Below are 13,662 nucleotides of genomic sequence, written 5' to 3' on the forward strand. Positions count from 1 at the left end.
CGCCGGGTGAGATCAGCCATCCGGCCGCCCCGGATGCCCGCGACACGGGTGGTGGTGAGGCGGAAACCACATGCGACGCTGGAAGAATGATCTCCGTGTCCTGCCGACCGTGAGGGGTGTCATGTTCAACCACGCGCCGGACGACTACGAGTGCCCCTTCTGCCGGCTGGTGGCGGGCGGCGGGGACGAACGGCGGACGCAGGAGGACGTCGTGCGGCGCGACGAGTTGGCCATCGCGTTCGTGTCGCCGCGGTGGTGGCCGAAGAACCACGGTCACGTGCTGGTCGTGCCGAACGAGCACCACGAGAACCTGTACGACCTGCCGTCCCGCTACGGTCACGCGGTCCACGACCTGGTCCGCGAGGTCGCGATCGCGGTCCGGCGGACGTACGGCTGCGACGGGACCTCGGTGCGTCAGCACAACGAGCCGGCCGGGAACCAGGACAGGTGGCACTACCACGTCCATGTGTTTCCGCGGTACGCCGGCGACGACCTCTACTTCACCCACCCGGAGAAGGATTTCGCCCCGGCTGAGCAGCGGCGGCCGTACGCGGACAAGCTCCGCGCGTACTTCGGGTCGGCCACCGGCGGCGCGCTCGATCGCTGACGCGTGGCGTGCGTGGCCGGCACGTGCACCGGCCACGCACGGCCACGGTCAGATGAAGCGCCAGAGGTGGTCGTTGGTGCCGTTGTCGTCCCAGATGAGGACCTGGGCGCCCTGGGCGGTGGAGGCGCCGTTGACGCCGAGGACCCGGCCGCCGTTCGCGGCCTGGATGCGGAAGTAGCCGTTCGCGCCGTACCGCAGCCGCCAACGCCGATCGGAGGACGAGGTGTCGTCGAGTTGGACGGCTCTGGCGCCGTTGGCGGTGCCGGCGTTCTCGACGCCGAGGACGAGGCCGCTGTTGGCGTTGCGGAGACGGATGTAGCCGCCGGTGTCGGCGACCGCGGTCCACAGGTGGTCGGCGGTGCCGGTGTCGCCCCACTGCAGGACGAGGGCGCCGCTTGCCGTGGACATGTTGGTGACGCCGAGGACGAGGCCGCTGCCGAGGTTCTGGATGCGGCGGGCGCCGCCGGGCAGCAGCCGCCACAGGTTGTCGGTGCTGCCGTCGTCGGCGGTCTGGACGGCCTGGCCGCCGTTGGCGGTCGAGTTGCCCAGGATGCCCAGGACCAGGCCGCTGTTGACGTTGCGGAGCTTGTGGTTGCCGTCGCCGTTGTCGACGATCGTCCAGCGGTGGTCGGCGGTGCCGTTGTCGGCCCACTGCAGGGCGACGGCGTCCGCGGCAGTGGACATGTTCTGGATGCCGAGCACCTTACCGCTGTTGAGGTTGCGGAGGCGGACGGCGGTGCCGTCGACGACGAGCTCCCAGTTGTGGTCGGCGGTGCCGTTGTCGGTCCACTGCAGTGCCAGGCCGCCGTCGGCGGTGGACATGTTCTGCACGCCGAGCACCAGGCCGCTGGCGGCGTTGACCAGCCGGTAGTTCGGCACGGAGGATGCGCCGTTGGCGCTCCAGTAGACGGTGTAGTTGAAGCCGTGCGCGTCCTGGAACGGGCCCAGGCCGACGTTCGTGCCGTTGGCGGTGGCGGTGAAGGCGAGCGAGCCGCTGCCGGTGCGGGTCACCGACGAGGTGGTGAGGGCGGGCAGCGAGGACAGCGCGGTGTTGCCGTAGTTGCCGGCGAGGACGACCGGGCCGTAGGTGACGGCGACGACGTTGGCGTTGTCGTTGGTGGGCCGGACCGCCACGGCCATCGGCAGGCGGACGGTGACGGTGTCGCCGGACGTCCACGACCGGGTCAGCGACGCGTACGTGCCGGGTGTGGTCGCGATGCTCTGCGCGGTGCCGTTGACGCTGACGGTCGCGCCCGAGGTCCACGACGGGATGCGGATCCGCATGGTCCAGGAGCCGCCGACGCTGCCGGTGACCTGCAGCGTGGTGGTGTCGCTGACCGGATACGTGGTGGTCTGCGTGACCGTGATCCCGCGCTGGCTCCAGGTGAGCACCGACGGCACGAACAGGTTCACCGTCAGCGTGGTGCCGTTGGAGAAGTAGATGGAGTCCATCAGCTTCGTGTTGGTCTCGACGCCGGTGCCCTGGCAGCACCAGAAGCTGTCGTAGTCGGTGCTCCACGTGCCGCCGCCCCACGCCGGGCCGACGCCGCGCCGGGCGCCCGCCTGCAGGCCGGTGAAGTAGGTGATGTGGCCGTGGCTGTCGGCGGGGTTCTGCGCGCCGATGAGATGGTTGAGCAGCGCCCGCTCGTAGAAGTCGAAGTAGGCGGCGTTGTTCGGGTCGAGCAGCCAGAGCTCTCTGGTGAGTTTCAGCATGTTGTACGTGTTGCACTGCTCGCACGTGTCGTTGGCCAGGTAGGAGGCGATGGCGTTGGGGGCGCGGAAGTGCTCCGCCTGGCTGTTGCCGCCGATGACGTACGTGTGGGCGTTGACGGTGATGTTCCAGGCGTTGACGGCGATGTCGCGGTACCGGGTGGTGCCGGTCGCCTTGTACTCGCGGGCGGCGCCGATCCACTTCGGCACCTGGGTGTTGGCGTGCAGCCCGTTGAGCTGGTCGGTGTTGGACGCGAGCGGGTTGAACACGGCCGCGTGGTCGAAGCGCTGGGCCGCGGTGAGCCAGCGCGCGTCGCCGGTCTGCTGGTACAGGTCGGTGAGGACCGCGTTCATGCCGCCGAACTCGACGCCCAGCGTGGTCTGCATCTGGCTCGCGCTGAGCCGGCCGGTGCGCCAGTCGGCCCAGCCCGCGAGGGCGAGGAGCACGTCACGCGCCTGGGTGCTGCCGATGTACCGCCACACGTCCAGCAGCCCGGCGAGGGTCTTGTGGATGCAGTACCAGGGAACGTTGCCGTTGCTGAGGGTGCCGGCCTCCAGGGCGGTGAAGTCGGACTCCGGGAAGCCGGACAGGTAGCCGGTGCTGAAGCCGGCGGCGGCGTTGTTGGCCTGGCAGGCGGCCATCGCGGCGACCATGGCGTTGGCCTTGTCGCGGCAGGTGGTGTCGCCGAGCACCGCGTAGGCCTGGGCCCAGGCGGTCAGCAGGTGGCCCTGCATGTGGGTGCGGAACGGGAAGGTCGGCGCGTCCCAGCCGCCGGTCGCGGCGGCGCCGGCGGTGGACAGCCGGTGGTTGGCACGGAAGTTGTAGACGAGCCGGTTGACGTCGACGAAGCGCAGGTAGGCCAGGGTCCGGTTCTGGTTGTCCAGGAAGCGGCCGGTGCTCAGCCGCACCTGCCCGAGGTCGAACGCGTAGGCCGAGACGCCGATGTCGGCGCGGGCCGGGGCGAGGGCGGCGCCCGCGGCGGTCGGGGCGCCTAGCAGGGGCGCGGCCGCCGAGGCGGCGGCGACGGCGCCGGTGGTCTGCAGCAGCCGGCGGCGGCTGACGCTGGGGTGAGGCATGGGGTTGATCCTTTCGACCGTGACGGCGGGCGTTGGATGTGTGAGCGTTAACATGCTTGTGCGACGCGTCCGCACCTCATGACTGGCGGGTGAAGTGAGCGCTAACATCGCGGCGGCATGACGAGACTGCCAGAGGAATCGGCAACCTTCAAGGGCACGGGCCGGGCACACGACACGTCGGCACGGCTGTCACGGGACAGCCGGCCGCGGAATGTGAAGATCACAACACGCCGCACCGACATGTGGTGTGTGCATTTTTCGGCGACCCTAGATATGGTGCTCGACGCAGCTGGTTCGAGCCGGTCCCCCAGCGGGGCCGGGTCGAGGCAAGAGGGAACCCGGTGCGAGTCCGGGACTGCCCCGCAGCGGTGAGTGGGAACGACCGCCGTCGAGCACACTGGGCCATCCGGCCTGGGAAGTGACGGCCAGTAGGCGACCATCCGTGGTCACGCCCGCGAGTCCGAAGACCTGCCAGCGCGCCACGCACGCCCCGTGCGTGGCGGCTTCGAGGCCGCGCGGGACGGCCGACGCCACCATGAACGGTTCACGGACGGGCGACCCGCCGTGCGCGCCGTTCGGCGTCCCCGCGACCTCGGATCCACTGGAACGAGCTCGCGAGGAGAGAGCCAGTGACGGTCACGACGGCGCAGCCACGCCGGCCTGCGATGCGGGTCCGGAACCGCGACGGCGACCTGGAGCCGGTCGACGTCGGCAAGATCGTCAAGGCGGTCGAGCGGTGGGTCGGCGGCCTCGACGAGGTCGACCCGCTGCGGGTGGCGACCAGGACGATCAGCGGCCTGTACGACGGCGCCACCACCGCGGAGCTGGACAAGCTGTCGATCCAGACCGCCGCCGAGCTCATCGGTGAGGAGCCGCAGTATTCGAGGCTCGCGGCGCGGCTGCTCGCCGCGTACGTCGGCAAGGAGGTCCGCGGGCAGGGCGTGGCCGGCTTCAGCCAGTCGATCCGCCACGCCCACGACCTGGGGCTGATCGGCGACGAGACGGCGGCGTTCGTGGCCCGCCACGCCCGCGAGCTCGACGACGCCGTCGACCCGGACGGTGACCTGCGGTTCGAGTACTTCGGGCTGCGGACGGTCGCCGACCGGTACCTGCTGCGCCACCCGACCAGCCGCCTCGTCGTGGAGACGCCGCAGTACTGGCTGCTGCGGGTGGCCTGCGGGCTGTCGCGGACGCCGTCCGAGGCGACCGGCTTCTACCGGCTCATGTCGTCCCTGGCGTACCTGCCGAGCTCGCCGACGCTGTTCAACTCCGGCACCCGGCACACCCAGATGTCCTCCTGCTTCCTGGTCGACTCGCCCCGCGACGAGCTCGACTCGATCTACGAGCGCTACCACCAGGTCGCGAAGCTGTCGAAGTTCTCCGGCGGCATCGGCATCTCCTGGACGCGGGTCCGCGGCCGGGGCGCGCTCATCCGCGGCACCAACGGCAGGTCCAACGGGATCGTGCCGTTCCTGAAGACCCTCGACGCCGGGGTCGCGGCGGTGAACCAGGGCGGCCGGCGCAAGGGTGCCGCGTGCGTGTACCTGGAGCCGTGGCACCCGGACATCGAGGAGTTCCTGGAGCTGCGGGACAACACCGGCGAGGAGTCCCGACGCACGCACAACCTGAACCTGGCCAACTGGATCCCGGACGAGTTCATGCGCCGGGTCGAGGCCGACGCCGACTGGTCGCTCATCGACCCGTCCGACGCGCCGGAGCTGCCCGACCTGCACGGCGAGGCGTTCGACGACGCCTACCGCGTCGCGGAGAAGCGGGCGGTCAGGACGGTCAAGGCCCGTGACCTGTACGCCCGGATGATGCGCACGCTCGCCCAGACCGGCAACGGGTGGATGACGTTCAAGGACCGCTCCAACGCGCTGTCGAACCAGACCGGGGCGCCCGGCAACACCATCCACCTGTCGAACCTGTGCACCGAGATCCTCGAGGTCAACAGCGACGACGAGACCGCCGTGTGCAACCTGGGCTCGATCAACCTCGGCGCGCACGTCACCGCCGACGGCGTCGACTGGCAGCGGCTGCGGGAGACCGTCCGCACCGCCGTCGTGTTCCTTGATCGGGTCATCGACATCAACTACTACCCGGCGGCGCAGGCCGCCGCGTCGAACCCGCGCTGGCGGCCGGTCGGCCTCGGCCTGATGGGCCTGCAGGACGCGTTCTTCACGCTCCGGCTGCCGTTCGACTCCGAGCCGGCGCGGGACCTGTCCACCCGGGTCCAGGAGGAGATCCTCCTCACCGCCGCCGAGACGTCCGCCGAGCTGGCGGAGCGGTCCGGCCCGCACCCGGCGTTCGCCGAGACCCGCGCGGCACGCGGCGAGCTGCACCCGGACCTGTGGGGCGCCACCCCCGCACAGCCCGGGCGGTGGGCGGCGCTGCGGGCCCGGGCCGCGGCGCACGGGCTGCGCAACTCGCTGCTCGTCGCGATCGCGCCGACGGCGACGATCGCCTCGATCGCCGGCTGCTACGAGTGCATCGAGCCGCAGGTGTCCAACCTGTTCAAACGCGAGACCATGTCCGGCGAGTTCCTGCAGGTCAACACCTACCTGGTCCGGGAGCTCAAGGCCCGCGGGCTGTGGACGGCCGCGGTCCGCGAGCAGATCAAGCGGGCCGAAGGGTCGGTGCAGGCGGTCGACGGCCTGCCCGAGGACGTGCGTTCGCTGTTCCGCACCGCGTGGGAGCTGCCCCAGCGGGCGCTCATCGACCTCGCCGCGGCCCGCGCGCCGTACATCGACCAGTCCCAGTCGCTGAACCTGTTCATGGCCGCACCGACGATCGGCAAGCTCTCCTCGATGTACCTGCACGCCTGGAAGAGCGGCCTGAAGACCACCTACTACCTGCGGTCCCGGCCGGCGACCCGGATCCAGCAGGCGACCGTGCCGGTCCTGCCGGCGATCACCGCGGCCGACGGCGCCGACGCCGTCGCCTGCTCCCTGGAGAACCCCGAAGCCTGCGAGGCCTGCCAGTGACCGTCATTCCCGTTCCCCGCGCCGCCACCGCGCCCATGCTGCTCGACCCCGGCATGGACCTGACCCTGCGCCCGATGCGGTACCCGCACTTCTTCGCCCGGTTCAAGGACGCCATCAAGAACACCTGGACCGTCGAGGAGATCGACCTGCACACCGACCTGCCCGACCTCGCCGGGCTCACCCCGGCGGAGCGGCACCTGGTGTCCCGGCTCGTCGCGTTCTTCGCCACCGGCGACACGATCGTGGCCAACAACCTCGTGCTCAACCTGTACCAGCACGTCAACAGCCCCGAGGCCAGGCTCTACCTGTCCCGGCAGCTGTTCGAGGAGGCTGTGCACGTCCAGTTCTACCTGAACCTGCTCGACACGTACGTCACCGACGAGCACGAGCGCTCCGCCGCCTTCGCCGCCGTGGAGAACATCCCGTCGATCCGCCGCAAGGCCGAGTTCTGCTTCCGCTGGATCGACTCGATCTTCGAGCTGCGCGAGCTGAGGACCCGCGACGACCGGCGGTCGTTCCTGCTCAATCTGATCTGCTTCGCCGCCTGCATCGAAGGGTTGTTCTTCTACGGCGCCTTCGCCTACGTGTATCACCTGCGCTCCCGCGGCCTGCTGCACGGCCTCGCCTCGGGCACCAACTGGGTCTTCCGCGACGAGTCGATGCACATGGCCTTCGCGTTCGACGTCGTCGACACCGTCCGGTCCGAGGAGCCGGACCTGTTCGACGACGAGATGGCCGGGCAGATCCGGGCCATGGTCGCCGAGGCCGTCGAGTGCGAGGTCCAGTTCGCCGCCGACCTGCTCGAGCAGGGCATCTCCGGGCTGTCCCTGGCCGACATGCGCGAGTACCTGCAGCACGTCGCCGACCGCAGGCTGGCGCTGCTGGGCGTCGAGCCGCTCTACGGCAGCCGCAACCCGTTCGCGTTCATGGAGCTCCAGGACGTCCAGGAGCTGTCGAACTTCTTCGAACGGCGGGTCTCGGCCTACCAGGTCGGCGTCACCGGCACCGTCTCCTTCGACGACGACTTCTGAGCACCCGCGCCGGCGTCGTGGCCGTCCACCGGGCCCGTGCCCGGTGGACGGCACCCACCCGCCGTCCGGTGTCCTGGCCGAGCGGGGCGAGCAGGAGTTTCGGCGGGCTGTGGACGGGCATGGCAATCAGGACCCGGTTGGCGCCGGCGTCGGTTGGCGCCGGCGGGCGTCGGTGACCCGCTCGACGAGGTGACGCCCGGCCGGGGTGAGTGACACCTGCACCGCGCGCCGGTTGCCGGTGGCTGGGTCACGCCATGCGACGGTCCGGCCGTGCGGTGGCGCGGGCCTGCCCAACACCGGAAAGGACCAACGCCACATGGAAACCATCACCTCCGAGGTACTGATCTCCCGGCTGGCCGACTGGGGCGTCGACACGGTGTTCGGCATCCCCGGCGACGGCATCAACGGGATCATGGAAGGGCTGCGGCGCAACGCCGACCGGGTGCGCTTCGTCCTGACGCACCACGAGGAGGCGGCCGCGTTCATGGCCACCGCCCACGCGAAGGCCACCGGACGCATCGGGGTGTGCCTGGCCACCTCCGGGCCCGGCGGCATCCATCTGGCCAACGGCCTGTACGACGCGAAGCTCGACCACGCGCCGGTGCTGGCGATCACCGGGATGCAGGAGACCTCGGTGCTCGGCACCGGATACCAGCAGGAGGTCGACCTGACCCGGCTGTACGAGGACGTCAGCGTCTACAACCAGCTGATCGTCAACCCGCAGCAGCTGCCCGCGCTGGTGGACGTGGCGATCCGGCACGCGTACGCCCGGCGGGGCGTCGCTCACCTGTGCGTCCCCAACGACATCCAGGTGGCGCCAGCCGACGCCGACCCCTACCAGCACGTGTCCCCCGCCAAGCCGCCGGCCACGGCGCCGGTGTACCTGCCCAGCTCGGTGCGGCCGCGCGACGAGGACGTCGCCCGCGCCGCCGAGGTGATCAACGGCTCGGCGAAGGCGGCGATCCTGGTCGGTGTCGGCGCGCGCGGCGCGGGCGCACTGGTGGAGCGGATGGCCGACACGATCGCCGCCCCGGTGGTCAAGACCCTGTCCGGCAAGATGGTGATCCCCGACGACTCGCCCTACACCACCGGTGGCATCGGGCTGCTGGGCACCGCCCCCAGCGAGGAACTGATCGACGACATCGACACCCTCGTCATGCTGGGCACCAACTTCCCGTACACCAAGCACCTGCCGCAGGCGGGCAAGGTCAAGGTCGTCCAGGTCGAGATCGAGGAGACCCGGGCCGGGATCCGCCTGCCGACCGACGTGCCGCTCATCGGCGACGTCGAAGCGACCCTGCACGCCCTCATCCCCCGGCTGACCCGCCGCACCGACCGGTCGCACCTGCAGCGGTACCAGGCGCAGATGCGCGACTGGAACGAGAAGATGCACGCCCTGGAGAACGGCGAACGGGACCCGATCGCCCCGCAGTACCTGGCGTCCTGCCTGGACGAGCTGGCGAACGAGGACGCGGTGCTGTGCTGCGACTCCGGCACGATCGCCACCTGGGCGGCGCGGCACTGGCGCATCCGCGGCGGGCGGGAGTTCTACCTGTCGGGCAACCTCGCCACGATGGCGCCCGGCCTGCCCTACTCGATCGCCATCCAGCACGCCTTCCCCGACCGGCAGGTGATCGCCTACCAGGGCGACGGCGGCTTCGCGATGCTCATGGCCGAGTTCAACACCGCCTGCCGCTACGACCTGCCGATCAAGGTGGTGATCAACAACAACAACGCGCTGGGCCAGATCCTGTGGGAGCAGATGGTGCTCGGCTACCCCGAGCACGGGGTCCGCTTCGGCGACCCGAAGCCGGACTTCTCCGCCTGGGCGCACGCCTGCGGCGGCTTCGGCGCCCGCGTCGAGAAGGCCGGCGACCTGCGCGCCGCGCTGGTCGAGGCGTTCACCCACCGCGGCCCGGCGCTGGTCGACGTGACCGTCGACCCGAACGAGCCGCCGATGCCCGGCAAGGTCAGCTACGAGCAGGCGAAGAAGTTCGCCCAGGCCTTCCTGCACGGCCAGCCGCACAAGGCGTCGATCGCCACCACCCTGTTCAAGGACAAGATCCAGCAGCTGAAGGCGGACCGGTGACCACCCTGCTGCCGGCGCCCAGGGTCCGCACCGCCCGGCCCGCCGACGTCGACGCCCAGGGTCTGGCCGCCGCGCTGCGGCAGCGGATCCACGGCGGCGTGCGCTTCGACGACGGCACCCGCGCCCTCTACGCCACCGACGCCTCCAACTACCGGCAGGTCCCGATCGGTGTGGTGGTGCCGCGCACCCTCGACGACGTGGTCGCCACCGTGGCCACCTGCCGCGAGTTCGGCGCGCCGCTGCTGTCCCGCGGCGGCGGCACCAGCCTGGCCGGCGAGTGCTGCAACGTCGCCGTGGTCATGGACTTCTCCAAGCACCTCAACGCGATCGAGTCCATCGACGGGCAGCACCGGCGGGCGGTGGTGCAGCCGGGCCTCGTCCTCGACCAGCTCAACGCCGCCACCCGGCACCACGGCGGGCTGGTCTTCGGACCGAAGCCCGCCACCCACAGCCACTGCACGATCGGCGGGATGATCGGCAACAACTCGTGCGGCTCCACCGCACAGTGGAGCGGCACCACCGCCGCCAACGTCGAGCGGCTGGAGATCCTCACCTACGGCGGCGAGCGGATGTGGGTCGGCGAGACCTCCGACGAGGAGTACCGGCGGATCCTCGCCGCCGGCGGCCGCCGGGCCGAGATCTACCGCGCGGTGCGTGACCTGCGCGACCGGTACGCCGGACAGATCCGCGCGTTCCCGGCCCTGCCGCGGCGCATCTCCGGCTACAACCTGCCGGCGCTGCTGCCCGAGCACGGCATGAACCTCGCCCAGGCGCTGGTCGGCACCGAGTCGACCTGCGTGACCGTGCTGCGCGCGCAGCTGCGGCTGCTGCCCGAGCCGCCGAAGCACGTCCTGGTGCTGATGGCCTTCCCCGACATCGCCGCCGCCGCCGACGCGGTGCCCACCATCAACCGGTACGCCCCGACGGCCCTGGAAGGGCTCGACGACAAGCTGATCCGCTACGAGGGCGAGGAGCACATGCGCCCCGAGGCGCTAAAGCTCCTGCCCGAGCCGACGAACCACACCGGCCGCGGGGCGGCGTGGCTGATGGTCGACGTCGGCGCCGACACCGTCGAGGAGGCCAAGGACCGCGTCCACCGGATGCTCGACGAACTGGGCCACGACGAGGGCAAGGTCTTCGACGACCCGGAGCACCAGGCGCAGCTGTGGGCCGTCCGCGAAGGCGGCCTCGGCGCCACCGCCCGCACCCCCGGCGGGCCCGACACCTGGCCCGGCTGGGAGGACTCCGCCGTGCCGCCGGAGCGCCTCGGCGACTACCTGCGCGACTTCCAGCGGCTGCTGCACCGCCACGGCTACGACGCGGCCAGCCTCTACGGCCACTTCGGCGACGGCTGCCTGCACACGTCGATCCCGTTCGACCTGGTCACCGCGGGCGGTGTGGCCGACTTCCGCACCTTCGTGGAGCGGGCCGCCGACCTCGTCTCACACCACGGCGGGTCCTACTCCGGCGAGCACGGCGACGGGCAGGCCCGCGGCGAGCTGCTGACCAGGATGTACGGCCCGGACGTGGTCCAGGCCTTCGAGGAGTTCAAGGCGATCTTCGACCCGGACAACCGGATGAACCCCGGCAAGGTCGTGCACGCCAACCCGCTCGACGGCCAGCTGCGCCTCGGCGCCGGTTACGCCCCCGCCGAGCCGGCGACGTACTTCCGGTACACGGAGGACAGCGGCAGCTTCGCCCGCGCCGCGCTGCGCTGCGCCGGGGTCGGCGCGTGCCGCCGGCCGGAGCCGGACCAGGGCGTGATGTGCCCCAGCTACCAGGTCACCGGCGACGAGGAGCACTCCACCCGGGGGCGGGCGCGGCTGCTGTTCGAGATGGTGCGCGGCGAGACGATCACCGGCGGCTGGCGGGAGCAGTCCGTGGCCGACGCCCTCGACCTGTGCCTGGCCTGCAAGGGCTGCAAGCGCGACTGCCCCATGCACGTCGACATGGCCACCTACAAGGCCGAGTTCCTCGCCCATCACCACGCCGGACGGATCCGCCCCCGGTCCCACTACTCGCTGGGCTGGCTGCCGGCGGCGGCCCGGCTGGCGGCCCTGGCGCCCGACCTGGTCAACGCCGTCACGCACGCGCCCGTGCTCGGTGCCGCGGTCAAACGGCTCGGCGGCATCGACCCGCGCCGCGACCTGCCCCGCTTCGCCGGGGCCGGCTTCCAGCGGTGGATGCGCAACCGGACGCCGGGCGGCACCGGCGAGCGCGGCACCGTGCTGCTGTGGCCGGACACCTTCACCACGTACCTGTCGCCTGGCATCGCCGCGTCGGCGGTCGGCGCGCTGGAGGCGGTCGGCTTCCGGGTCGCGCTGCCCCGCGGGCCGGTCTGCTGCGGGCTCACCTGGATCTCCACCGGGCAGCTCGGGATCGCCCGCCGGGTGCTGCGGCGCACCATCGACGCGCTCGCGCCGTGGCTGCGGGCGGGGGTCCCGGTCGTCGGGCTGGAGCCCTCCTGCACGGCGGTGTTCCGCGGCGACGCGCTGGAGCTGCTCGGCCACGACCAGGACGCGCTGCGGCTGCGCAAGCAGACGCGGACGCTCGCCGAGCTGCTCGTCACCGACCACGACATCGCGCTGCCCGAGCTGCACGGCGACCACGGCGGCCGGCCGCACGCGATCAGCCAGACGCACTGCCACCACCACGCCGTGCTCGGCCACGACGCCGACGCCGAACTGCAGCGCCGGGTCGGCCTGGACGTCGAGCAGCTGGCGTCCGGCTGCTGCGGGCTGGCCGGGGACTTCGGCATGACCCCGGACCACCGCGACGTCTCCCTCGCCGTCGGCGAGCAGGTCCTCCTGCCGGCGGTCCGGGCGGCCGCGCCCGGCACGATCATCCTCGCGGACGGCTTCTCCTGCCGCACCCAGATCGAGGAGGCGGGCACGGGCCGGCACGCGCTGCACCTCGCCGAGGTCGTCAACGCCGCGCTGCGCGGCGTGCCGGCCGGCGAACGGCCCGAACGCGCGCTGTCGGTGCGTCCGGAGGCGAGAGCGGTGCGGTCGTGACCGCCGCCGAGGCGCCCGTCGAGCGGGTCGCCGCGGCGGTGTACCGGATCCCCACCGACGCCCCGGAGGCCGACGGCACCATCGCCTGGGACAGCACCACCATGGTCACCGTCACCGTGACCGCAGGCGGGCGGACCGGGCTCGGCGCCAGCTATACCGCGCAGGCCGCCCAGCACCTCGTCGAGCAGACCCTCGCCCCGGTGGTCACCGGGCGCTGCGCCCTCGACGTGACCGCCGCCTACCAGGCGATGCACCGTGCCGTGCGCAACATCGGCCGGCCCGGGGTCGCCGCCACCGCCATCTCCGCCGTCGACATCGCCCTGTGGGACCTCAAGGCCCGGCTGCTGGACCTGCCCCTGGCCCGCCTGCTCGGCGTCGTGCGGACCGCGGTGCCGGTCTACGGCAGCGGCGGGTTCACCACGTACGACGACCGGCAGCTCACGGCCCAGTTCGGCGGCTGGGTCCACGAGCAGGGCATCCCGCGGGTCAAGATGAAGATCGGCGAGTCGTGGGGCGGCCACGTCGAGCGGGACCTCGCCCGGATCCGGCTCGCCCGCCAGGTCATCGGACCGCACGCGGCGCTCTACGTCGACGCCAACGGCGCCTACCAGCGCAAGCAGGCGATCCGCGTCGCCCAGGCAGCCGCCGGGCACGACATCGCCTGGTTCGAGGAGCCGGTCTCCTCCGACGACCTCGACGGGCTCCGGCAGGTCCGCGACGCGGTGCTCCCCGACGTGGCGGCCGGCGAGTACGGCTACGACCTGCCCTACTTCGCCCGCATGATCGGCGCCGGGGCGGTCGACTGCGTCCAGGCCGACCTCACCCGCTGCGGCGGGATCACCGAGTGGCGCAACGTCGTCGCCGTCGCCGCCGCCCACGGGCTGCAGGTCTCCGGGCACTGCGCGCCGCACCTGCACCGCGACGTCGCCGCCGCCACCCCCAACCTGCGCCACCTGGAATGGTTCCACGACCACGTACGTATCGAGTCGATGCTCCTCGACGGTGCCGCCGCCGCACCGGACCCCGGCGGCACCCTGGCGCCGAACCTGTCCGCCCCCGGGCACGGCCTGTCCCTCGACCAGGACCGCGCGCAGCAGTACCGGATCGGCTGATACTACGATTGCAGTTGCAGGAACTACCATCGTAGTAT

7 protein-coding genes and 1 riboswitch are annotated in these 13,662 nt (G+C 71.7%); of the genes, 6 read left to right on the forward strand and 1 reads right to left on the reverse strand.

Annotation, left to right across the window (positions count from 1 at the left end):
• Positions 1-109: 109 nt before the first annotated feature.
• Positions 110-607 carry an HIT family protein gene (locus ABD332_RS29880; RefSeq protein ID WP_344505648.1) on the forward strand — a complete coding sequence of 166 codons (498 nt, stop codon included), beginning with the start codon at positions 110-112 and terminating at the stop codon, positions 605-607.
• Positions 608-655: 48 nt separating this feature from the next.
• On the opposite strand, the gene ABD332_RS29885 is transcribed toward ABD332_RS29880, so the two are convergent.
• Positions 656-3,394 (reverse strand): beta-L-arabinofuranosidase domain-containing protein, encoded by a 2,739-nt coding sequence (locus tag ABD332_RS29885; RefSeq protein WP_344505649.1) that lies wholly within the window; start codon positions 3,392-3,394, stop codon positions 656-658.
• A gap of 274 nt (positions 3,395-3,668) precedes the next feature.
• A riboswitch (cobalamin riboswitch) is annotated at positions 3,669-3,868 on the forward strand.
• Positions 3,869-4,059: 191 nt separating this feature from the next.
• Here ABD332_RS29885 and ABD332_RS29890 point away from each other — a divergent pair.
• The 5 genes from ABD332_RS29890 (at position 4,060) to ABD332_RS29910 (ending at position 13,624) form a co-directional block, all read left to right on the forward strand.
• Positions 4,060-6,378 carry a ribonucleoside-diphosphate reductase subunit alpha gene (locus tag ABD332_RS29890; RefSeq protein ID WP_344505704.1) on the forward strand — a complete coding sequence of 773 codons (2,319 nt, stop codon included), beginning with the start codon at positions 4,060-4,062 and terminating at the stop codon, positions 6,376-6,378.
• Between the two features lie 35 nt (positions 6,379-6,413).
• Complete coding sequence (locus tag ABD332_RS29895; protein WP_344505705.1) at positions 6,414-7,409, forward strand: ribonucleotide-diphosphate reductase subunit beta; 996 nt, start codon at positions 6,414-6,416, stop codon at positions 7,407-7,409.
• 316 nt (positions 7,410-7,725) lie between these two features.
• The gene (locus ABD332_RS29900; RefSeq protein ID WP_344505650.1) at positions 7,726-9,498 is read left to right on the forward strand and encodes a thiamine pyrophosphate-dependent enzyme; all 1,773 of its coding nucleotides are present in this window, start codon (positions 7,726-7,728) and stop codon (positions 9,496-9,498) included.
• Positions 9,495-12,512, forward strand: coding sequence for an FAD-binding and (Fe-S)-binding domain-containing protein (locus tag ABD332_RS29905; protein WP_425552307.1), 3,018 nt, complete (start codon positions 9,495-9,497; stop codon positions 12,510-12,512). Before ABD332_RS29900 ends, ABD332_RS29905 begins: the two co-directional genes overlap by 4 nt.
• On the forward strand, positions 12,509-13,624 hold the full coding sequence (locus ABD332_RS29910; protein ID WP_344505651.1) for an enolase C-terminal domain-like protein: 1,116 nt from the start codon (positions 12,509-12,511) through the stop codon (positions 13,622-13,624). Before ABD332_RS29905 ends, ABD332_RS29910 begins: the two co-directional genes overlap by 4 nt.
• Positions 13,625-13,662: the final 38 nt, after the last annotated feature.

Source organism: Dactylosporangium maewongense (assembly GCF_039531485.1).
Classification (GTDB): Bacteria; Actinomycetota; Actinomycetes; order Mycobacteriales; family Micromonosporaceae; genus Dactylosporangium; species Dactylosporangium maewongense.

Excerpts from the sequence above, each read along its gene's own strand:
- ABD332_RS29885 (WP_344505649.1), bottom strand. The coding sequence starts at position 3,394 with ATGCCTCACCCCAGCGTCAGCCGCCGCCGGCTGCTGCAGACCACCGGC.
- ABD332_RS29890 (WP_344505704.1), top strand. The coding sequence starts at position 4,060 with ATGCGGGTCCGGAACCGCGACGGCGACCTGGAGCCGGTCGACGTCGGC.
- ABD332_RS29895 (WP_344505705.1), top strand. The coding sequence starts at position 6,414 with ATGCTGCTCGACCCCGGCATGGACCTGACCCTGCGCCCGATGCGGTAC.
- ABD332_RS29900 (WP_344505650.1), top strand. The coding sequence starts at position 7,726 with ATGGAAACCATCACCTCCGAGGTACTGATCTCCCGGCTGGCCGACTGG.